This window comes from Halorussus litoreus (assembly GCF_003382685.1).
GTDB lineage: Archaea > Halobacteriota > Halobacteria > Halobacteriales > Haladaptataceae > Halorussus > Halorussus litoreus.
The window spans coordinates 74,853-92,254 of sequence record NZ_KZ859511.1 but is presented as its reverse complement, the minus strand read 5'-3'; the positions used below and the strand labels follow the sequence as shown (position 1 = coordinate 92,254).

Genomic DNA, 17,402 nt, shown 5'->3' with positions numbered 1-17,402 from the left:
CTATGTCGGATGTGAAACTTCAGAACGTTACGAAACGGTTCGACTCGACGCTCGCCGTCGACGACGTCTCTCTCGAGATCGGGGACGGCGAAGTACTTGGTATCGTTGGGCCCTCGGGCTGTGGCAAGACGACCAGCCTGCGACTCGTCGCGGGGTTCGAGACCGCGACCGACGGTTCGATCCTGTACGACGGCGAGGACGTGACCCACGTCCCGCCGGAGAACCGGAACGTCGGCCTCGTGTTCCAGTCGTACGCGCTGTTCAACAACATGACGGTGCTGGGCAACGTCACGTTCGGCCCGAAGATGCAGGGCGTGGGCAAAGCGGAGCGCCGCGAGCGCGCCCAGGAACTGCTCGACCTGCTCGACATCGGCGAACTGGCCGACCGCGACCCCCAGACGCTCTCGGGCGGCCAGCAGCGCCGTGTCGGACTCGCGCGAGCGCTGGCCATCGAGCCGCGCATCCTGCTGCTCGACGAGCCCATGACCGGTCTCGACGCCAAGCTCAAGCAGACTCTGCGACAGGAACTCGGCGACCTGCTCGACGAGCTGGGCGTGACCACGCTGTACGTCACCCACGACCAGGAGCAGGCGATGTCGATGTGCGACCGCATCGCGGTGATGAACGAGGGCGTCGTCGAGCAGGTCGGCACCCCCAGCGAGGTGTACGAGTCGCCCGAAAACGAGTTCGTCGCCAACTTCGTGGGCACCTCGAACCTGCTCCAAGGCACGATTCGCGACGGTCGCGTGGACTTCGGGTTCACGGAACTCGACGCCGAGGGGCTTCCCGAGCGTGACGACGCGACCATCGCGGTCCGGCCGGACGACTTTACGGTCGGCGAGGGGCCGATAACCGCCGAGGTGCAGAACCTGTTCTACCTCGGCGAGAAGGTCCAGGCGCTCGCGACGCTCGACGACGGGACCGAGCTGACGCTCGAACTCGACCGCCACCGCGACAGCGTCTCGGTCGGCGACGCGCTCGCACTCGACATCGACGCCACCCACCTCCACGTGATACGGCAATGAACGCGGACTCGGGGGTACGGCAATGAGTTCGGGCCGAGAAACGATTCAGACCAGCGTCGAGGGAGCCGTCGTCGACCTCGACGGGACGTTCTACCGCGGCGACGCGCTGATCGACGGGGCTGACGACGGCGTAGCCGCGCTCCGCGACCGCGGCGCGTCCGTACTGTTCGTCACCAACAAGGCCATCGACCGGCGGGCGCGCTACCGCGAGAAGCTGGTCGACCTCGGCGTCCCCTGTACGCTGGAGGACCTGCTCACGTCAGCGACCATCACAGCGGACTTCCTCGCGCGCGAGCATCCGGACCGAGCGGTGTTCGTCGTCGGAGAGGAGCCGCTCCGCGAGGAACTCCGCGCGGAGGACCTCGCCGTGACGAGCGACCCGGAAGAAGCCGGCGTGGTCGTCGCGTCGATGGACCGGGAGTTCGACTACGCCACCCTCTCGGACGCGCTGGCCGCGCTCGACGACGACACGCCGTTCGTCGCCACCAACCCGGATCGGACCTGCCCGGTGGCCGACGGCGAGATCCCCGACGCCGCGGGGATGATCGGCGCTATCGAGGGCGTCACCGGCAGGGAGCTCGACCGGGTGCTTGGCAAGCCGAGCGCGACCACCATCGAGGCCGCGATGGGTCGCGTCTCCGACGCCACTGGCCACGACCGTGCCGACCCCGCTAACTGCGTGATGGTGGGCGACCGGCTGGAGACCGACATCGCCATGGGCGACCGAGCGGGCATGACGACCGTGCTCGTGCTCTCGGGCGTGACCGACCGCGGCGACCTCGACGACGCCTCGGTCGAGCCAGACCACGTGATCGAGTCGCTGGCCGAGATCGAAGAGGTGTTGCCGTGACCGATTCGGTTCCAGCTGCGCCAACCGCCGACGAGGACGCGCGCCCGAGACTCATCGCCCACCGCGGATTCGCGGGCACGGCCCCGGAGAACACCGTCGCCGCGGCGGAGCGGGCGGCGACCGGCCCCGGCCGCGCGGCGATGATCGAGGTCGACGTGATGCCGACCGGCGACGGCACCGTGGTCTGTTTCCACGACGACCACCTCCACGACGCTGGGGGAAGCCGCGGGATCACGGACGCCCAAGGCACGGTCTGGGAAACGTCCGACGCCGTTGTGCTCGACGCCGAAGTTCTCGACAGCGGCGAGACGGTCCCGCGACTCGCCGACGTGTTCGAGGTCCTGCCGGACGAGGTGGGCGTGAACGTCGAGCTGAAGAACCCGGGAAGCGACGCGGTGCGGTTCGGCGAGGCGCTGGACGCCGACGCGCTCGCCGACCAGCGAGAGCTCTGGAACCCGTTCGTCGCGGACGTGCTCGCGGTGGTCGAGCGCTACGACAACGACGTGCTGTTCTCGTCGTTCTGCGAGGCCGCGCTCGCGGCGGTCCGCGACGCAGCACCTTCCATCCCGGTCGGCGTGCTCGCCGGAACCTCGCTCGCGGACGCGCTCGCGGTGGCGGACCGCTACGACGCCGAGGCGGTCCATCCGCCGTGGGACCTCGTCCGGGGCACCCCGTTCGCCGGCCGCGCCGAGCACCTCGACGACCCGCCGGAGGTCGATGTCGTAGCCGAAGCACACGACGCCGGACGGGCGGTCAACGTCTGGACGGTCGACACGTGGTATCGCGCCGACCAACTCCGCCGCGCGGGCGTCGACGGCCTCATCGCGGACTATCCGGGGCTGTTGGACTTCGGGAACGAGGCGTAGTTGGACTGTCGGAACTCGTTTTTTGAGAAGATCCTGGCCGGAGCCTGTGCTCGATTAGCGTCAGGCGTACGCGGGAAGAAAAAGACGACCAGCACGCACGAAGCCAATCAGCAATCGTGAAAAGAAAACTCGGGCGCTTCCGACCGAACGACCGGCCGAACCGTTCGTTTCGGTTACTGCTGCGGGCTGTAGTTCGGCGCTTCGTCGGTGATCATCACGTCGTGTGGGTGGCCCTCGGTCTGGCCCGCTGACGAGACGCGGACGAACTCGCTGCGTTCCTTGAAGCTCGGGATGGTCTCCGCGCCGACGTAGCCCATGCCCGACTGCATCCCGCCGACGAGCTGGTGAAGCTCCGATTCGAGGCTCCCCTTGTACGGCTCGGCGGCCTCGACGCCCTCGGGCACGTACTCTTCGTCGTCCTCGGGGTCGTCCTTGAGGTAGCGGTCGCCGTCTCCCGATTGCATCGCGCCGACCGATCCCATCCCACGGTACTGCTTGTACTTCTTGCCGTCGATGGTGATGACCCGGCCGGGCGCTTCGTCGGTCCCAGCGAAATAGGAGCCGAGCATCACCGCGTCCGCGCCCGCCGCGATGGCCTTGATGGCGTCGCCGGAGTACCGGATGCCGCCGTCTGCGATGACCGGCACGTCGTGCTGGCTCGCCACGTCTGCGACCTCCGCGACGGCGGTGATCTGGGGCATCCCCGCGCCCGAGACGACCCGCGTCGTGCAGATCGAGCCCGGGCCGATGCCGACCTTGATGCCGTCGGCGAAGTCGACCACGTCCTCGGCGGCCTCGCGCGTGCCGACGTTGCCGACCACCACGTCCGCGGCGACCGACTCGCCGATCTCGCGCGCGCCGTCGACGACGTTCAGGTTGTGAGCGTGCGCACAATCGATGAAGAGCACGTCCGCGCCGGCCTCGTCGGCGGCGACGGCGCGGTCGGTCTCGAAGGGGCCGACGGCCGCGCCCACGAGCAGGTGGCCGTCGTCGTCGCGGGCGGCGTCGCCGTACTCGCGGCGCTGGAGGATGCCCTGCATCGTCACGAGGCCCGTCAGGTGGTCCTCGTCGTCCACGATGGGGACGCGCTCGATCTTGTGCTCGTACATGAGTTCGAGCGCCTCGCGAGCGGTCACGTCCTCGCCGGCCGTGACGACCTCGTCGGTCATGGCTTCGCGGACCTCGTCGCGGTCGCCGACCTCCAGATACGGTCGGATGTCGGTGCCCGAGATGATGCCCAGAACGGTCCCGTCCTCGTCGGTGACCGGCGCGCCAGAGACGCCCTTCCGATCCATCATGGCGTCGACCTCCCGGACGGTCTGGTCGGGGTCGGCGGTCACCACGTCGCGGATGACGAGTTCGTCCGCGCGCTTGACGCGCTCGATCTCGGCGACGGCCTCTTCGGCGTCCATGCTCCGGTGGAGCACGCCGAGGCCGCCCTGTCGCGCCATCGCGATTGCGAGGTCGCTCTCGGTCACGGTGTCCATCGCGGCCGAGAGGACGGGCACGTTGATCTCGACGTTGGTCGACACCCGGGTCGAGACGTCGGCTTCGTCGGGTTCGACGCGGCTCTCCTTGGGTCGGAGCAGTACGTCGTCGAACGTCAGTGCCTCGGGGACGCGGAGCTTGTCGGTGAACTGTCCCGTTCGGCCAGAATTACTCTCCATGTAAGCCGAAGGTAGCCCCGGGTCAAAAACGTTGCGAGATAGTGGAACGCCAGCCCTTCTCTCCGTGCGTGATGTACACAGTCGTGCATTCTGTTCGTGTCTCGTCTCTCGTCTCTCATCTCTCGTCTCTCGTCCCGAGTTGTCGCGCGGTTTGGAGTCCGCTCCGTCGTGATCGGGGTAGATCAGAACGCATCAGAAAGCCGACTTCAGGAACTCGTGATTTTTTGGTGCGTAAAATTAGGATCTCTCGGCTCTTATTTATGCCGAACCGCGTCATTTCTGTTGATTGGGGTTCTCTCACACGCAACGTTTATGCTCGAAACCCGTTTTGGAACGTGTATGGACTCTACCAGTCCCATCGCCCACGGCATTGCCGGCCAGCCGAACGCCGACTCCGGCAGCGCGTTTAAATCCTTCTTCGGGATGGGCTTTCTTACACTGGTAGACAACTGCTTCGTGGGACGGCGGCGGCGTTGCTGGCTCCAGCGGGACGCGAGCGACCCGACGCGCCACCGTAGGTACCACGAGCATCATCACCGTTCGGCCGATGGTCACGGCCGGGCCAGCTAGTCGGGATGAGCAGTTCACAGCATCCGGTCGCGCTCCGCCTGGAGCGACAGGTGGGCGGCGCGACCAAGCTCCTCGCGACGGTCATGTGCCTGCCGCTGATCGACGGCATCTTCCCCGCACTCGTGCTCGCGGGCGAACTCAAGGACCCCGTCGGCATCCTGCAGGTCGGCCTGCTTGTCTTCGGCGGGAGCGCCACGGTCGCGGTCATCCTCGCGGAGATGGACGGCACGCCCCGCGAACAGGCCAAGACGGTGCTCGCGGTCGGCGTCGTCCTCATTTCGGTCGCCGCGGTCGAAGCTGCGTTCGCGCCGACCATCGAGAGCGGCCTCGACCTGATCATCTTCGAGCGCTTCGCCGCGCTCGTGATGGCCGCCATCGCGGCCAAGACCGCCAGCGCTCGCATCGGCGAGTACCTGCCGGGTCCCTCAGTCGTCGTCGGCCTCGGCCTCGTCGCCAGCCTCGACCCCTCCGGGTTCGAGGTGGTGATGGTCCCCGACTACGGCCTGATCCTCAGAGCGGTCGCGGCGGCCGGCTCCGGCGTCGCGTTCGCGCTCGGGGTCGCGCTGACCGCGCCGTACCTCCGTGAGGTCGTCGACATCGACCGCTTCCGATTCGGCAGCGCGGTCGCGCTGGGCGTTCTCCCGCTGAGCATCCTCGGACTCGCGCCCGAGAACGCCCCGCTGGCGGTCCTCGTGGTCACCAGCCTGCTCGCGTACGACCCCGGTCCCGTCGAGGACGCGGCGGGTGAGGCCCCGAACGATGCAGTCGCCACGGACGGCTCCGGCGACGACGACGAGGAGTCGGTCATCGACTTCCCGGCGTCCGAGGACGAGCGCGAACCGTGGCTCTGACTTCCTGACGTTTCTCACGGAATATCGACCTTCTCCCCATTTCGGCTGGTCGACTAACCATCCCTGTTTCGGCTGATCGACCAGCCACCTCCCTGGCGGACTGAAAGGGCGAGGCGCGGTCGCGGGCCGCAGGCCCGTGGTCGTCTCTGCGGGCAACTATCTGGCCGGGCGTTGCGGAGAGGCCAGATATCCCGCAGAGCGACCGCGAACGCGCCGAGGGCTTTCGAAGACAAAGTTGCGGTTATTCTGCAGTCGAGTGTCCTGACGACTTTCGAGGATACGTCACCCGATGGATTCGCAGATTCGCACTCCATGACTCGCACTGGTTCTAAGACTCAAAAATCATCGTCTCTGTAGACCTCGTATCGGACGGGAAAGCTTACCCGACCGGACCGCCTTCGTCCCGGCATGGCCGACAATCGCGTCGTGCAGGGTCGCATGGTGACGCCCGAGAGCCTCGCCGAGTTGATCGAGGGCGAGGACGTGATGGACGCCGAGTCCATCGCTGACGCCGACCGCGAGTGCCCCGACTGCGGCGGGGACGTGCTCGAAGTGGGCTACATGCCGAGCGTGACCGAGTTCGTCACGGGCTGGAAGTGCCAGGACTGCGACTGGGCCGAGACGGACCGCGAGTGAGTTCGAGAGCCGAATACTGACCGAGATATCAGCTGGTGAGGTGTTCAAATCCCACCGACACCACTTCTTTCGACAATGCCGGGGACCCCGCAAAATCGAAATCCCTTTACGGAGCATGGACCAACAATTTCCTGCGGGGTCGTGGCCAAGCCAGGGATGGCGACTGACTCCAGAGGCCACGCGCCCGGGACGAGACTCCAGCTGATATACCGAGCGGCCGACTGATCATCGGCTCGCGACGACGACCCTCTGGAGTTCCGAGGCGCACACACCGGAGATATCAGTCGATCGGGGGTTCAAATCCCTCCGACCCCATACTATATAAAAGTAAACCGGCATTCCTTGCCGGTTTTACGTCGTCACTCACCGAGAGAAACATCGCCGTCCTCCCATCGGGGTGGTCCGCGTGAGTATCGAACCCGCCGCAGACGCCGATCTCTCGGTGTGCAACTTCTGCGGGGAGTACATCGATAGGCCCGCCAAAGACTGTCCTGCGCTCGACGACGGGAGGTGCCAGCCGTGAGACGATTCTGCCCCACCTGCGGTGGGCGGATATACGTCGATCGGAGCCGTGGCGGAATCACCCGACGCGTCTGCGAGAACGGCCCACACTCGGCCGAGGAGGTGACTGGTAGCCCATGAGTGTCGACCGGGCTCGCAACTCAGCACTGAACCGCATCGGTGAACCACCAAAACTCCGGTTCCCCGACGACTGGACTCTCAGCACGAGCTGGAAACGCGCTCAGGCCGCACCCGCCGAGTGTGGCCCTGCCAATCCGTCCGAGTACGACGTACTCATGGGGTACACCAACTCGGACGACCTCGCGCATCACCGCGTGCTGTTCGCACTTCTCGACGGATCGCTCCGGGCCGAATGTCCCTGCAAGGGATACACGCATCGCGGCTTCTGCGCTCATGTCGCCTATCTCTGGTGGCGCTGGGTGCGCTCCGACCTCGCGGTTACCGACCTCGATACCGGCGAGACGCATCTCTCTCCACCGTGGTGGCTGTCGATTCCCGACCGAGAGGCAGGTGATTCACGGTGACGGCAACGCACGCGGGGACGCGCGCGAAGCCCCTTTTCGCAACCCACACAGGGGCGTCCTACATACTGTCTCTCCCCCATCGGTTCACCTCGCTATCCCTCGATTTCACCGCGTCATGCGAAACCGGTTCACGTCATACAGGAGGTGACTGGTAGATGCCTCAAATGGAGAGCGACGAGAGCAACACGAAGCGAATCACGATCCGCGCCCCGAAGAGTCTCGTCGAGGACTACGACGACGTACTCGACGACCACGACACCGACCGAAGCAAGGACATCCGCCAGCACATGCGGCGAACCGTGAACAAGCCCCAGACCGACGGTGGTCGACAACCCCCGACCGACGACGAGGCGCTGGCGAAGGGCTACGAGGCACTCCGTAAGGCAACGGCCGGCAGTTCACTCCCTATGCGGGAAGCGAAGAGCATCATCGCATCGCAGACGAACATCCCGAAGGGTAACGTCTCACGCCGCGTTCTCAAGCCGCTCCGAGAACGCGGCTACCTGTCGCGGCAGGGTGACCCCATCCAAGACCCTTGGATCGAGGTGCGTTGACGATGGCGAACTGTGAGAACTGCGGTGTGTTCGTAACCGAGCAGTTCGCTCAAACGTTCGGAGACAACGCGGGGACCGTCCACGCCTGTCCCGAGTGCAAGGGCATGACGGCGGTGAAGCGAGGAGCCGGAGCGAACCCCGACTACGAGCCACGGTCGGCCAACGTCAGGTAGAATCTACCGATAGAAGCCTTCTTTAGGTTGCTAAGTAAATTATTACTGGTTTTAGTTGCGAGGATTTAACTATCCGTAGATTGTCGTCGACAGTATGGAATCTATCGACGTATCGGTTCCATCCGTCCTGAAATCCAGAGTCGAGAACGCGTACGGCCCCCTCGGTTACTGCAACCGAAGCGAGTTCGCCCGAGCGGCCATGCGTGAGAAACTGGCCCGCGAAGAAGGCCGCCTACCCCCAGAAGCTACCGTGACCGCAACCGCCGACGCCGTCCCCGCTGACGCGTAACCCTCCTGCTGTCCGCCCACAGTCGGACGCTACCCCGACGAATTCGACTTTTTAGCACGTCTGTCGGGTAAACTCGGGTGCATCATGACCCAACTACGGTGCCCCGAGACACCCGAAGAATGCGGACGAATCGGGTCTCGGGGGATGTGGTCTCACCTTCACAACAAGCACGGGTGGGACAAGGACGAAGCGACTCAGTGGGTTCGCCGCCAGACGGGTGGCAGTGACGACGACGAACCTGATTCGGGTGTAGCTGCAGCCCCCGACGACGAACCCGAGAATAGGAGCGAAACACCCGACAGTCCACCGAATCAGGGTGATAGCGAGTTTGAATTCAACAACGAACCGGAAGACCCCGAGAGAAGTCCAGAGCGCGACGAAGACGACGGTTCAGGCCCCGAAGAGGATGCGGTCGTAGTTCAGGAAGAGGGGTCCGAGAAGCTATCTCCCGACGGATTCGACTCTCGGAATCGCCCCGAAATGTCCCCACCGGAGGACGCCGATCTTCCCGAAGACGTTACCCCCGACGACTTCGAGCCGGAGGAGTCCGGCTCACCCGAACCGAAACGCCCAGCTCCGGAGCAAGAAGACGACGACGCCGACGAATCTGGAGGTGTCCTCAGCAAGCTCAGGAACCGAGGGAGTGACGACGAAGACGGCGCCGAGACGGAATCGCAGTCCCGTCCGGAGGAGATCGTCGACGAGGCGGACGAACCGGAGGAACGTGAACGTCGGCAGAGAGTATTGGATGCGCTAAACAACGAGAGCGACGAGGGGACCAGGGACGAGACACCCGAGCAACAGCCGAATCAACCCGAAAAGACCGCTTCCGACCAGACGACCGACCTGTCCCCGAAGCCCGCACAGATGCAGAACGGTATGGTCGTCGACGAGAAGCTGTTAGAGACGCTTTTCGGTGTTCCGTTCGACCAAGCCGCCAATCTCACGGGATGGGACGGATGGCGACTTTCACCCGAGGAGAAAGAGGCGAACGCCCGTCTGTTGCGGGCGTGGGCCGACGAGCAGGACATCGATCTCGGACCGGGCGTGATGTTCGCCATGTCCCTCAGTTCGACTCTCGGAACCCGAGCACTCGGGTACCGCCAGTACCGAAAACAGGAGAGTCCAGACGAACCCACCCCACCGAGTGACGACGAGCGACAGGCCGAGGAGCGCCAGCCCGACCCCGCCCACGACGCCACGGACTCGGCCCCCGTGAGCGAGACTACTCAGACTCAGCAGACAGAACAGTCCGAAGATCAGTTCGACTTCGACCAGCCAATCGGCCAGCAATCGGCCGGAGCCTAACAATGATGCAGCTCATGGAACTCATCGAGACCCTGCAGAACAGCGCCAACGAAACAGACGAGGAACGAGCCGACCGACTCGCCGTACTCGCCGACGAACAGGACGTTTCCCCCGAAACCCTCTATCACATCGAGGAAGAGTTAGACACCCTCTTCACCGATGGAGCGACGGAAACCGACCTCGACCCCGACGCGTGGATAGCGGACCTCGCGGAAACGTTCGCTCCGCTTCTACTCGGACAGGACGTGGAGGGAGAGCAGCTACTCGCTATGTTTGGAGGGTACGAGACCCTCCAGCCTCTTGCGGTGCAAGGTCTCGTCGGAGCGTCGGCCGAGACCGCTGCAGCCGCCAAGTACCTCTACGACCTCTACCGAGCCGAAGGCTACTACGAGGATGCAGGTATCGATCCGGAAGCCAACTGGGCCGAATCTGACGAACCCATTCAGGTCGTCGGTGAACACGTCCGGAACTCCGCTATTCTCGACTCGGACGATCTCCCCGGTACAGGAGGCGCATAGGATGTGCGAACCCGGCACCCACCAGATGCGGTGGGACGACCACGCCGGGCAGGAGCGGTGCGCTCGGTGTGGAACGCTCGACGAGGACACCGCGACCGGGGAGGTGGTTGGCCCGTGAACATCGACTACGGCGAGGTGACCGCCATCATCGGGCAGAAGAACAGCGGCAAGTCGGTCCTCACCGAGTACCTGCTTACCCAGATGGACCGGTTTGTCGCAATCGATCCGAACTACGAACACGGTCCGCCCGGCTCGACCGCCGTCGAAGACTACAGCGACGTCTGGCGACAGTGGATGAACGGTAACACCCGGCAGGTCGTCAGGGACAACCGCGGGGCCATCACCGAAGAGCGCATGGCCGAGTACGTCCGTGCGGTCGGCCAACTCCAGAACGGGTACCTGTTCCTCGACGAGATGCACAACTACACGTCTGCGAACTCCTGCCCCGACCCCATCAAGAAACTGGCGAGCTACACCGTCAGCCACCAGAACATCGGGTTCGTCTTCGCCGTCCACATGGCGAAGGACATCCCGAACAAGGTCTGGTCTCAGATAGACAACTACATCATCTTCTCGTATGGCGATTCGTGGGACAAGAAGATGCGAGAGGCGAACATCCCCGGAAAGCGAAAAGTCCGGAAAGGCGGCGAGATAAACCCGACCTCCTACCAGTTCCTCACGTACGAGAACAAACTCGGCGGCGATTCCGAAGTTCGCGGTCCGGTTCCGGTTCCCGACCACCTCTCGTAATCCGCCCACCGGCCGCCTCTCGGCATTCCTCAGTCCGGCGCTTATCCGACAAATTCGACTTTCAAGGCTCAATGCGCCAGATTATCGAACGCATGGCGTCGCAAAACCCCAACGATTCGAGCGGGTCGACCTCGTCTGACCTGCTCGCCCGACTGAAAGGACTCATGACAGACAAGATCGGCATCGCGCTCGTGCTGGCCCTCGTGGCCGCCGGTGCCGTCGGCTACGTGGTGATTCTCTGATGACGCTCACCAGCAAAGAGACCACCGCGCTGGTCTCGTCGTTCGTCGCGGCCGGCCTTCCGACCACGTTCCAGCTCGCCGATGGGGGTAACCTCGCGGCCTCGTTCGCCAACGCGGTCTTCGAGGGTGACCGCGACGCGGCTCGCATCTGGGGCGGTGCGCTGTTCGCGCTCGCCGCGCTCATGCTCGGTGGCGCGGCCGTCATCGGCCCGCTGAACGGGACCTACGGCCAACTCTCGCTGGCTGGCGGCGTGGCATCGCTGATGCTGGGTATCATCGTCGTCGTGGAGGGGGGACAGTAAGATGCCCCAGCAGGATGAACTCTCGTCGTCGTCCAAGCACGTGGAGGCGGCACAGAACGACCGCACGCTCGACACACCCTCGCCGGTCCAAATCTGGACTGTTCCAGAAGCTCAGCAGTGGATGATCGAAGAGGGAGACTCGGCGGTCATGGAGGCTGAAACGACCGCCGACAACAGCGGTCCGGCCGGTGCAAACGACGACCCCGCGCTCGGGTCGCAGTTCGGGCTGGCCTACCGCGAGAAGGACGCTCCGATGAACCAGTGGCAGGTGTTCGCCATCTGGACCATCGACGCCTTCAACCAGCTGTCCATCGCCAAGCAGCAGGACGGCCGGGCGTCAGACCGCCGCCTCATCGAGTTCGACGACCGCGCCATCGACGAAGGCGTCGACACTCTCACCTTCGACCCCGACGACCAGATCGGGCTCGTCACCAACTGTGACGACGAGATCGACGCCGACGCGACGTACTTCAACTACGACATGACCGTCTACCGGAACTGAGGTGAGAGAGCATGGCCTACCCTGAAACTCTCACCGAATCCGATTTCGACTGGACCGCGAACCGAGCGGGCGAGGAGACCGCGGTCGCCACCCACACGGTCGACGACGACCGGGTGTTGATGTGCGACCTCCGGAAGCCCCTCATCCTCGCGCTCACCGTCAAGCAGACGGTCACCGTCGCGGCCGACAGTACCGAGACCAAGTCGCTCGATCCGGAAGCGCCGCGCGTGCCCTATCTCCCGGACCCGACCACCGGCGAGTACAACCGTCAGGCCTACCTCGTCGGGTTCTACGACGAATCGGGCGACGGGAACAAGGACACGCTCGTCACCGATTCGACCACCGTCCACTACGACGGATTCGGTGACGACGACGATTTCGTTCGGGAGGTCACTCTCACCGAGACCGGCGGAAGCCAGACCGAGGTAGACCTCTACACGGTCGTTCGCGCCGGGTTCGCGCGTATCCGACGCCGGAGCGCCGAGCGAGACTCGTCGAGCGATCAGCTCCACCGTGAAGACGCGATTCGGTGGGCGTTCACCAACCCCGACGAGCCCGAGGGCAACCGCGAGATCGACTGGAACAACAGCAACTCCGGTCTCAACGGCGTCATCGGTCCGGAGCAGCACGTCGACATCATGTTCTACGACGACCACGAAGTCCTCACAGTCCCCGGTGACGACGACCCGGACCCGACGAATCTCCGGGTCGCGCTTCCGTTCCAGAAGCGCGAGCTCCGCGAGGGTGAGACGCCCGCACAGGTCCGCGAACGGGTCCGGCAGAGCATGGCGGACTAACCCCTTTCCCTCCTACCATGTTTACTGGCAAACCCAAAATCGACGGCGAACAGCCCAGCGTGACCGACAGCGGTGGCGAGACGCCCGACAGTCCCGAGAGCGACGGGGGTAATAACGACACGTCGACCATCTCGGGACTCATCGCAACCGCACGCACCCTCTCGGAGATCGTCTCTCCGTTCGCGGGCCTCGCAACCGCTATCGTCCACGCCATCACCGCGTACAAGTTCTTCAGCGAGGTGGCCTGAATGGAGCGAAAAGCGTACCTCAGTCTGTTCGAGGACGTGCCCGCGCTCGACCCCGACGCCGAGGACGACGAGCAGAATGTGGTCGAAGCGTCGATGGAGATGGAGCAGGACGGGACGATAGAGCAGATCTGGGCGCGGAACTACATCGGCCACGACTTCGACCTCCGGTATCAGTTCCTCGTCAAGCACGACGGCAACGAGCGGTCGCTCATCGACCATCTCGGCAAGGAGTTCCTCACTGGCGACGACGACACCCACGATCCCGACCTCCGGGAAGAGGTGCAGGAAGGCGACGAGATAATCATCCGAGTCGAGAACACCGAGACGGAGTACCTCTATCACGCGAACGCGGCCGTCTCGGTCGACTACGAGGCCGGCCTCATGGGCTTCATCGAGACCGTGCTGGATGCCCTGCCGTTCGGAGGTGAGAACTGATGGGGTACAGGGAGAACAGCCGCACCATCCGCGGGACGAATGGCATCGTCGCCACGTCCACGACCGGTGTCATCCAGACGAACAACTACGACGTCGGTGGGTCGTTCGCGGTCAACCCCAACGAGGGCGACACCTACCCGACGACCTTCGACCCCGCGGGCTTCACCATTCAGTTCCTGAAGGTGCTCGAAACTGGCACCGCCATCCGGATGGACATCACGACCAAGACCGGTGACCAGATCGAGGACGTGCAGCTGCGCGGCGCGGCCTTCGAGGAGGAGTCCATCGAGATGGATTCGGTCACCTTCAAGGACCCCGACGGAACGGGCGCACCGACCTTCGGCTACTACTCGGGTGAATAGCGATGGGCAACGTCGACACCACCAAGCGAGAAGTCGAAGGCCACGAAGCGAAGGCCAACCCGCACTCCGACTCGGCGGCCGCCTCGGACCTCTACACCGACGACGACGCCCGTGCCGCGACCGACGGCCAGATCGACGCCGAGACCGTCGACGGCCTTCACGCGACCGAAATCACGTCGAGCGTCAACTACGTCTCGACCACCGAACCCTCCAATCCCAGCGAGGGAGAAGAGTGGTTTGACCCGGACGCCGATGCGGTGTACATCTGGGACGGCAACGCGTGGCTGGAGGAGACGATATCCGACCACCGCAAGCTCTCGTCGGTCCAGCCCGGCCAGCACCGGAGCGATTCGAACATCCGGAACGTCATTGCGTCAGGCAATGCAATCCCGTTCCCCGTATACGCGACCGAGGGCGATCTCCCGAGTGGGCTGTCGGAGGGTAGTGTTGCCTACGTCAGTAGCACCGGCGAGCTGTACGTGGAGGACGGTACCTAATGGTCTGGAATCGCGTCGATGAAGCGGCGATTACGGTGCAGAGCGACGCCGACGGTTACAGCGAGGGCGTGACGGTTGTGGATGGCGATTCTGTCCACGTCGATACGCATGCGACCGCCTCTGCGTCTGCTTCTCCTAGCGTGATCGTGCTGGAGTATGGACCGTTCGAGATGTATCTCGATGATGCCGTCAGTTCGGCCAATCTCGAAAACCGCCGTTTGCGGCTGGATGAGATGATTAATCGCAACACTGACGAAACCTTCGTCCAGCAAAGTTGGGTTCCACAGGGGCATACAATAACGGCTGAGGTGACTGTGGAGAACGGGACTGCTGGGGACCAAGTAGAGGTTGACTTTGATGGGAATGTCGTTGGTGGAGATGGAAATGGGACATATACTGTCCCGTTCACCGTCTCCGCCGAAATGGATGACCTCGTGGGTTTCGAGGTGCAGTCAGTGTTCGGGAACTCCGAGACTTACGCTGACGTGACGTTCCGGCTCAAGAAGAACGTCTCGGCGAGTATCGACAGTACGGGCGTCGTGACGGAGGATATCCACAAATGACGTTCCCGTACGAATCCATCCCGGACAGCGCCGTGTTCGCCCCCCATCACTTCCATTACGCCGTGCTGGCGGCGCTCGTCGTCGCGGCTGTCGTCTGGGACAACTTCCCCCGGCGCGAACCCGTCACCGTCGTCAGCGGCCTGCTGGCGTCCGAGTTCGCCTTCTCGCTCATGTGGCCGTGGTACCCTGTCGTCGGCGCGGCCCTCTCGCTGCTCGGGCTGGCCGTTGCCACGCTCTCGGTCACGCACGCGGTCGCGGTCCTCACCGTGAACCGCCTCGGGTGCGACTGGCCGCGGCCCTACTGGGCGATCTTCCCGCTGAAGGCCGTCGTCGTCCTCGCGCTGCTGCTGGTCGCGTGGGACGATCTCGCCAACCACGCCTTCGGCGTCGCGACTCCGCTGGATAGCATCTGGAACGAACACATCTACCCGCACATGGCCTAAGACACATGAATTCGACAGCTTCACGGACGGCAGACGCACAGAACGGAGGTGGTCGACGTGGCGATGAGTGACCCGTCGCTCGTCGCGGTCGACATCCCCGACGAAGCCCCTCCGAACAACACCATTCAGGTCGACGTGACGGTCAAGCAGGGCGGTCCCGACCCGTGGGCCAGCCACGGATCGTGCCCGACGAAGAAGCTCGACATCGCCGGGTGGAAGACCCCGGTCCGGCTCAAGGTCGACGGCGAGCAGGTGGACGAACGCGAGCTGTGTCTCGCCAGCGGCAACAAGCGCACGGTCGCGCTCAGCACGTCCATCGGCGAGACCGGAAACCACCGCATTACTGTCGAAGCGGTCGCTGTGGGCGGCAACGCCTACGATTTGCAGGGCCGCAAGGAGCAGGTCAACGACGACATCGCCGACCAGATCGCCATCGAATCCGACGCCAGCGACCCCAGCAAGCCGAGTCCCGTCGATTCGCTCAAACGGATGCTTCAGCAGGTCGCCGACGAACTCGGCGCGACGACGACGACGCTCGGCGCGGGAATCGGTATCGGCGTCCTCCTGTTGGTGGTGGTCTAAATGGTGATGACAGGTCCGCCCCGATTCGACAACGGCGGTGGCGGTGGCGACTCGCCGGACGCCGGAGAGCCCGGCAGTGGGTCGGACGGCCCCGGCGGTGGCCCTGCGCCCGGCCCGATTGACGACGACGATGGCGGTGGCGGCGGAGGCGGCGGCGGTGGGAACGAGACCCCGACCGGAGGCGGCGGGAGCGACCCCTACGTCCCACCCGACGACCGGTCCGATCCGCCCGACGATGACCCGCCGGACGTGGATCCCGCACCCGTCCCGGCCGACCCGACCATCGAATCGGTCTCGGCCCCGAGTCGCGTCAGCAACTCCGGGTCGGCCACGATTGAGGCGACCATCGAAAACCGCGGCGACGAGACCGCCGCCGACGTGGATGTGAGCTTCGACGTTGGCGGCCAGACGGTCCTGAACGTCACCAAGACCATCGGGTCGCGCTCCACGAAAACCGTCCGAACGACCGTCACGCACCCCGACCTCCTGAGCTACGGTCTCGGGGGCGAATCGGTGGACGTGTCGGTCCACGTCGCGGGCGGTCCGGACTGGGGCTCCCGGACCGAGAGCGCCGGCTCCATGTCCGTCGACGGTGGCCGCTCCGGCGGCGGCGCTGGCGGCGGTGGCGCGCCCGGTTCGGGTGACGGTCCAATCCCCGACGACGGCTCGGAAGATGGCAGTCCGGGCGGCGGTGGCGGTGGCAACGGAGGCGGTGATTCCGGCGGCCCGGTTCCGGTCCTTCAGGGCGTCGGATTCACGAACGTCAACATCAACAAGGACGGCGAGACGACGATTCGCTCTCGCGTGAACAACATCGGCGAGAGGGCCGCGAACAACGTCGAAGTCCGGTGGTCCGTGGGCAGTACAACCATCGGGCGGGACAGCGTGAACCTCTCGGCGGGCGAGGAGAAGGCTCTGTCGACGACGGTCAACTGGGAAGACCTCGCGGCGGTCGGCGCGGGCGGGTCGACGACGATCCGCGCGTCGCTGGTTGCGGCCGCGTGGGACCAGCAGACCGCCACGGGAAGCGTGAGTGTCGAGAGAACCGACGAGAACAACGCACCGGGCGGCGAGATGGGCGTGCCCATGCTCCCGGCGCTGGGTGGCCTCTCTCGGACGCAGACCAATCTCGCGGCCGCTGGCGCGGTCGTCCTCCTGCTGGGGGTGGCACGATGAACCCAGCACGTGCGCTCGGCCAGCTCGTCGGTGGGCTGGTCGGCACCGGCGGTGGTCCGCTACTCGCGGGCGTCGTCGCGCTCCTGCTCGTCGTCGTGGGGGTGCTACTGTAGATGTGCGTCGAGTGCAAGGTTCTCTCGGTGGCCGACT

The 17,402-nt window shown here is 64.8% G+C and carries 26 protein-coding genes and 1 tRNA gene; 26 read left to right on the top strand and 1 reads right to left on the bottom strand.

All coding sequences use genetic code 11. From position 1 onward, the window contains the following. The first annotated feature begins 2 nt into the window (after positions 1–2). From DPQ64_RS05670 to DPQ64_RS05660, 3 genes are read left to right on the top strand one after another with little or no spacing between them, the layout of a single operon-like run. Complete coding sequence (locus tag DPQ64_RS05670; protein WP_115863391.1) at positions 3–1,025, top strand: ABC transporter ATP-binding protein; 1,023 nt, start codon at positions 3–5, stop codon at positions 1,023–1,025. A 22-nt stretch (positions 1,026–1,047) separates the two neighbouring features. Further along, positions 1,048–1,875: an HAD-IIA family hydrolase gene (locus tag DPQ64_RS05665; protein WP_115863390.1), complete on the top strand. Its 828-nt coding sequence runs from the start codon at positions 1,048–1,050 to the stop codon at positions 1,873–1,875. Continuing rightward, positions 1,872–2,741, top strand: coding sequence for a glycerophosphodiester phosphodiesterase (locus DPQ64_RS05660; protein ID WP_115863389.1), 870 nt, complete (start codon positions 1,872–1,874; stop codon positions 2,739–2,741). The genes DPQ64_RS05665 and DPQ64_RS05660 overlap by 4 nt, the downstream gene beginning before the upstream one ends. A 173-nt stretch (positions 2,742–2,914) precedes the next feature. Here DPQ64_RS05660 and guaB read toward each other — a convergent pair whose 3' ends face one another. Further along, positions 2,915–4,408, bottom strand: coding sequence for an IMP dehydrogenase (gene guaB, locus DPQ64_RS05655; RefSeq protein ID WP_115863388.1), 1,494 nt, complete (start codon positions 4,406–4,408; stop codon positions 2,915–2,917). Between the two features lie 339 nt (positions 4,409–4,747). Here guaB and DPQ64_RS05650 point away from each other — a divergent pair, with 339 nt between their 5' ends. The 23 genes from DPQ64_RS05650 (at position 4,748) to DPQ64_RS05555 (ending at position 17,252) form a co-directional block, all read left to right on the top strand. After that, positions 4,748–4,978: a hypothetical protein gene (locus DPQ64_RS05650; protein WP_115863387.1), complete on the top strand. Its 231-nt coding sequence runs from the start codon at positions 4,748–4,750 to the stop codon at positions 4,976–4,978. A 5-nt stretch (positions 4,979–4,983) separates the two neighbouring features. Beyond that, the gene (locus DPQ64_RS05645; protein ID WP_115863386.1) at positions 4,984–5,829 is read left to right on the top strand and encodes a DUF5794 domain-containing protein; all 846 of its coding nucleotides are present in this window, start codon (positions 4,984–4,986) and stop codon (positions 5,827–5,829) included. Between the two features lie 408 nt (positions 5,830–6,237). Further along, on the top strand, positions 6,238–6,465 hold the full coding sequence (locus tag DPQ64_RS05640) for a DUF5795 family protein (protein ID WP_115863385.1): 228 nt from the start codon (positions 6,238–6,240) through the stop codon (positions 6,463–6,465). A gap of 135 nt (positions 6,466–6,600) precedes the next feature. Beyond that, positions 6,601–6,780, top strand: a tRNA-Trp gene (locus DPQ64_RS18615). Between the two features lie 323 nt (positions 6,781–7,103). Next, entirely contained in the window at positions 7,104–7,511 is a 408-nt protein-coding gene (locus tag DPQ64_RS05635) for a hypothetical protein (RefSeq protein WP_115863384.1), read from the top strand. A 155-nt stretch (positions 7,512–7,666) separates the two neighbouring features. Beyond that, positions 7,667–8,065 carry a hypothetical protein gene (locus DPQ64_RS05630; RefSeq protein WP_157971602.1) on the top strand — a complete coding sequence of 133 codons (399 nt, stop codon included), beginning with the start codon at positions 7,667–7,669 and terminating at the stop codon, positions 8,063–8,065. A gap of 2 nt (positions 8,066–8,067) precedes the next feature. Continuing rightward, positions 8,068–8,238: a DUF7563 family protein gene (locus DPQ64_RS19135; protein ID WP_198662021.1), complete on the top strand. Its 171-nt coding sequence runs from the start codon at positions 8,068–8,070 to the stop codon at positions 8,236–8,238. 94 nt (positions 8,239–8,332) lie between these two features. Further along, complete coding sequence (locus DPQ64_RS05625; protein WP_115863382.1) at positions 8,333–8,527, top strand: hypothetical protein; 195 nt, start codon at positions 8,333–8,335, stop codon at positions 8,525–8,527. 84 nt (positions 8,528–8,611) lie between these two features. Next, a complete protein-coding gene (locus tag DPQ64_RS05620; RefSeq protein WP_157971601.1) occupies positions 8,612–9,835 on the top strand; it encodes a prolipoprotein diacylglyceryl transferase in 1,224 nt (407 codons plus the stop codon). Positions 9,836–9,849: 14 nt separating this feature from the next. Then, positions 9,850–10,353, top strand: coding sequence for a hypothetical protein (locus DPQ64_RS05615; protein ID WP_157971600.1), 504 nt, complete (start codon positions 9,850–9,852; stop codon positions 10,351–10,353). Positions 10,354–10,467: 114 nt separating this feature from the next. Further along, on the top strand, positions 10,468–11,103 hold the full coding sequence (locus tag DPQ64_RS05610; RefSeq protein WP_115863379.1) for a hypothetical protein: 636 nt from the start codon (positions 10,468–10,470) through the stop codon (positions 11,101–11,103). 92 nt (positions 11,104–11,195) lie between these two features. Continuing rightward, positions 11,196–11,345, top strand: a complete 150-nt coding sequence (locus DPQ64_RS18610; RefSeq protein WP_157971599.1) for a hypothetical protein — start codon at positions 11,196–11,198, stop codon at positions 11,343–11,345. Beyond that, positions 11,345–11,647 carry a hypothetical protein gene (locus DPQ64_RS05605; RefSeq protein ID WP_115863378.1) on the top strand — a complete coding sequence of 101 codons (303 nt, stop codon included), beginning with the start codon at positions 11,345–11,347 and terminating at the stop codon, positions 11,645–11,647. Before DPQ64_RS18610 ends, DPQ64_RS05605 begins: the two co-directional genes overlap by 1 nt. Position 11,648: 1 nt before the next feature. Further along, complete coding sequence (locus tag DPQ64_RS05600; RefSeq protein ID WP_115863377.1) at positions 11,649–12,149, top strand: hypothetical protein; 501 nt, start codon at positions 11,649–11,651, stop codon at positions 12,147–12,149. A gap of 11 nt (positions 12,150–12,160) precedes the next feature. Further along, positions 12,161–12,946, top strand: a complete 786-nt coding sequence (locus DPQ64_RS05595; RefSeq protein ID WP_115863376.1) for a hypothetical protein — start codon at positions 12,161–12,163, stop codon at positions 12,944–12,946. A gap of 17 nt (positions 12,947–12,963) precedes the next feature. Continuing rightward, positions 12,964–13,194, top strand: coding sequence for a hypothetical protein (locus DPQ64_RS05590; protein WP_115863375.1), 231 nt, complete (start codon positions 12,964–12,966; stop codon positions 13,192–13,194). After that, positions 13,195–13,629, top strand: coding sequence for a hypothetical protein (locus DPQ64_RS05585; RefSeq protein ID WP_115863374.1), 435 nt, complete (start codon positions 13,195–13,197; stop codon positions 13,627–13,629). Next, a complete protein-coding gene (locus DPQ64_RS05580) occupies positions 13,629–13,991 on the top strand; it encodes a hypothetical protein (RefSeq protein WP_115863373.1) in 363 nt (120 codons plus the stop codon). Before DPQ64_RS05585 ends, DPQ64_RS05580 begins: the two co-directional genes overlap by 1 nt. 2 nt (positions 13,992–13,993) lie before the next feature. Then, a complete protein-coding gene (locus DPQ64_RS05575) occupies positions 13,994–14,488 on the top strand; it encodes a hypothetical protein (RefSeq protein ID WP_115863372.1) in 495 nt (164 codons plus the stop codon). Beyond that, complete coding sequence (locus DPQ64_RS05570) at positions 14,488–15,051, top strand: hypothetical protein (protein WP_115863371.1); 564 nt, start codon at positions 14,488–14,490, stop codon at positions 15,049–15,051. Before DPQ64_RS05575 ends, DPQ64_RS05570 begins: the two co-directional genes overlap by 1 nt. After that, positions 15,048–15,494, top strand: coding sequence for a hypothetical protein (locus DPQ64_RS05565; RefSeq protein WP_115863370.1), 447 nt, complete (start codon positions 15,048–15,050; stop codon positions 15,492–15,494). The genes DPQ64_RS05570 and DPQ64_RS05565 overlap by 4 nt, the downstream gene beginning before the upstream one ends. A 63-nt stretch (positions 15,495–15,557) precedes the next feature. Then, positions 15,558–16,076 carry a hypothetical protein gene (locus tag DPQ64_RS05560; protein ID WP_157971598.1) on the top strand — a complete coding sequence of 173 codons (519 nt, stop codon included), beginning with the start codon at positions 15,558–15,560 and terminating at the stop codon, positions 16,074–16,076. Continuing rightward, positions 16,077–17,252, top strand: coding sequence for a CARDB domain-containing protein (locus DPQ64_RS05555; RefSeq protein ID WP_115863368.1), 1,176 nt, complete (start codon positions 16,077–16,079; stop codon positions 17,250–17,252). The last annotated feature ends 150 nt before the right edge of the window (positions 17,253–17,402 follow it).

Bases quoted from the DNA above. Each gene is read 5' to 3' on its own strand.
- DPQ64_RS05645 (WP_115863386.1), top strand. From the start codon at position 4,984: ATGAGCAGTTCACAGCATCCGGTCGCGCTCCGCCTGGAGCGACAGGTG.
- DPQ64_RS05620 (WP_157971601.1), top strand. From the start codon at position 8,612: ATGACCCAACTACGGTGCCCCGAGACACCCGAAGAATGCGGACGAATC.
- DPQ64_RS05605 (WP_115863378.1), top strand. From the start codon at position 11,345: ATGACGCTCACCAGCAAAGAGACCACCGCGCTGGTCTCGTCGTTCGTC.
- DPQ64_RS05570 (WP_115863371.1), top strand. From the start codon at position 14,488: ATGGTCTGGAATCGCGTCGATGAAGCGGCGATTACGGTGCAGAGCGAC.
- DPQ64_RS05555 (WP_115863368.1), top strand. From the start codon at position 16,077: ATGGTGATGACAGGTCCGCCCCGATTCGACAACGGCGGTGGCGGTGGC.
- DPQ64_RS05590 (WP_115863375.1), top strand. From the start codon at position 12,964: ATGTTTACTGGCAAACCCAAAATCGACGGCGAACAGCCCAGCGTGACC.
- DPQ64_RS18610 (WP_157971599.1), top strand. From the start codon at position 11,196: ATGGCGTCGCAAAACCCCAACGATTCGAGCGGGTCGACCTCGTCTGAC.
- DPQ64_RS05665 (WP_115863390.1), top strand. From the start codon at position 1,048: ATGAGTTCGGGCCGAGAAACGATTCAGACCAGCGTCGAGGGAGCCGTC.
- DPQ64_RS05575 (WP_115863372.1), top strand. From the start codon at position 13,994: ATGGGCAACGTCGACACCACCAAGCGAGAAGTCGAAGGCCACGAAGCG.
- DPQ64_RS05640 (WP_115863385.1), top strand. From the start codon at position 6,238: ATGGCCGACAATCGCGTCGTGCAGGGTCGCATGGTGACGCCCGAGAGC.
- DPQ64_RS05560 (WP_157971598.1), top strand. From the start codon at position 15,558: ATGAGTGACCCGTCGCTCGTCGCGGTCGACATCCCCGACGAAGCCCCT.
- DPQ64_RS05650 (WP_115863387.1), top strand. From the start codon at position 4,748: ATGGACTCTACCAGTCCCATCGCCCACGGCATTGCCGGCCAGCCGAAC.
- DPQ64_RS05670 (WP_115863391.1), top strand. From the start codon at position 3: ATGTCGGATGTGAAACTTCAGAACGTTACGAAACGGTTCGACTCGACG.
- DPQ64_RS05625 (WP_115863382.1), top strand. From the start codon at position 8,333: ATGGAATCTATCGACGTATCGGTTCCATCCGTCCTGAAATCCAGAGTC.
- DPQ64_RS05565 (WP_115863370.1), top strand. From the start codon at position 15,048: ATGACGTTCCCGTACGAATCCATCCCGGACAGCGCCGTGTTCGCCCCC.
- DPQ64_RS19135 (WP_198662021.1), top strand. From the start codon at position 8,068: ATGGCGAACTGTGAGAACTGCGGTGTGTTCGTAACCGAGCAGTTCGCT.
- DPQ64_RS05585 (WP_115863374.1), top strand. From the start codon at position 13,195: ATGGAGCGAAAAGCGTACCTCAGTCTGTTCGAGGACGTGCCCGCGCTC.
- DPQ64_RS05630 (WP_157971602.1), top strand. From the start codon at position 7,667: ATGCCTCAAATGGAGAGCGACGAGAGCAACACGAAGCGAATCACGATC.
- DPQ64_RS05615 (WP_157971600.1), top strand. From the start codon at position 9,850: ATGGAACTCATCGAGACCCTGCAGAACAGCGCCAACGAAACAGACGAG.
- DPQ64_RS05595 (WP_115863376.1), top strand. From the start codon at position 12,161: ATGGCCTACCCTGAAACTCTCACCGAATCCGATTTCGACTGGACCGCG.
- DPQ64_RS05580 (WP_115863373.1), top strand. From the start codon at position 13,629: ATGGGGTACAGGGAGAACAGCCGCACCATCCGCGGGACGAATGGCATC.
- DPQ64_RS05600 (WP_115863377.1), top strand. From the start codon at position 11,649: ATGCCCCAGCAGGATGAACTCTCGTCGTCGTCCAAGCACGTGGAGGCG.
- DPQ64_RS05635 (WP_115863384.1), top strand. From the start codon at position 7,104: ATGAGTGTCGACCGGGCTCGCAACTCAGCACTGAACCGCATCGGTGAA.
- guaB (WP_115863388.1), bottom strand. From the start codon at position 4,408: ATGGAGAGTAATTCTGGCCGAACGGGACAGTTCACCGACAAGCTCCGC.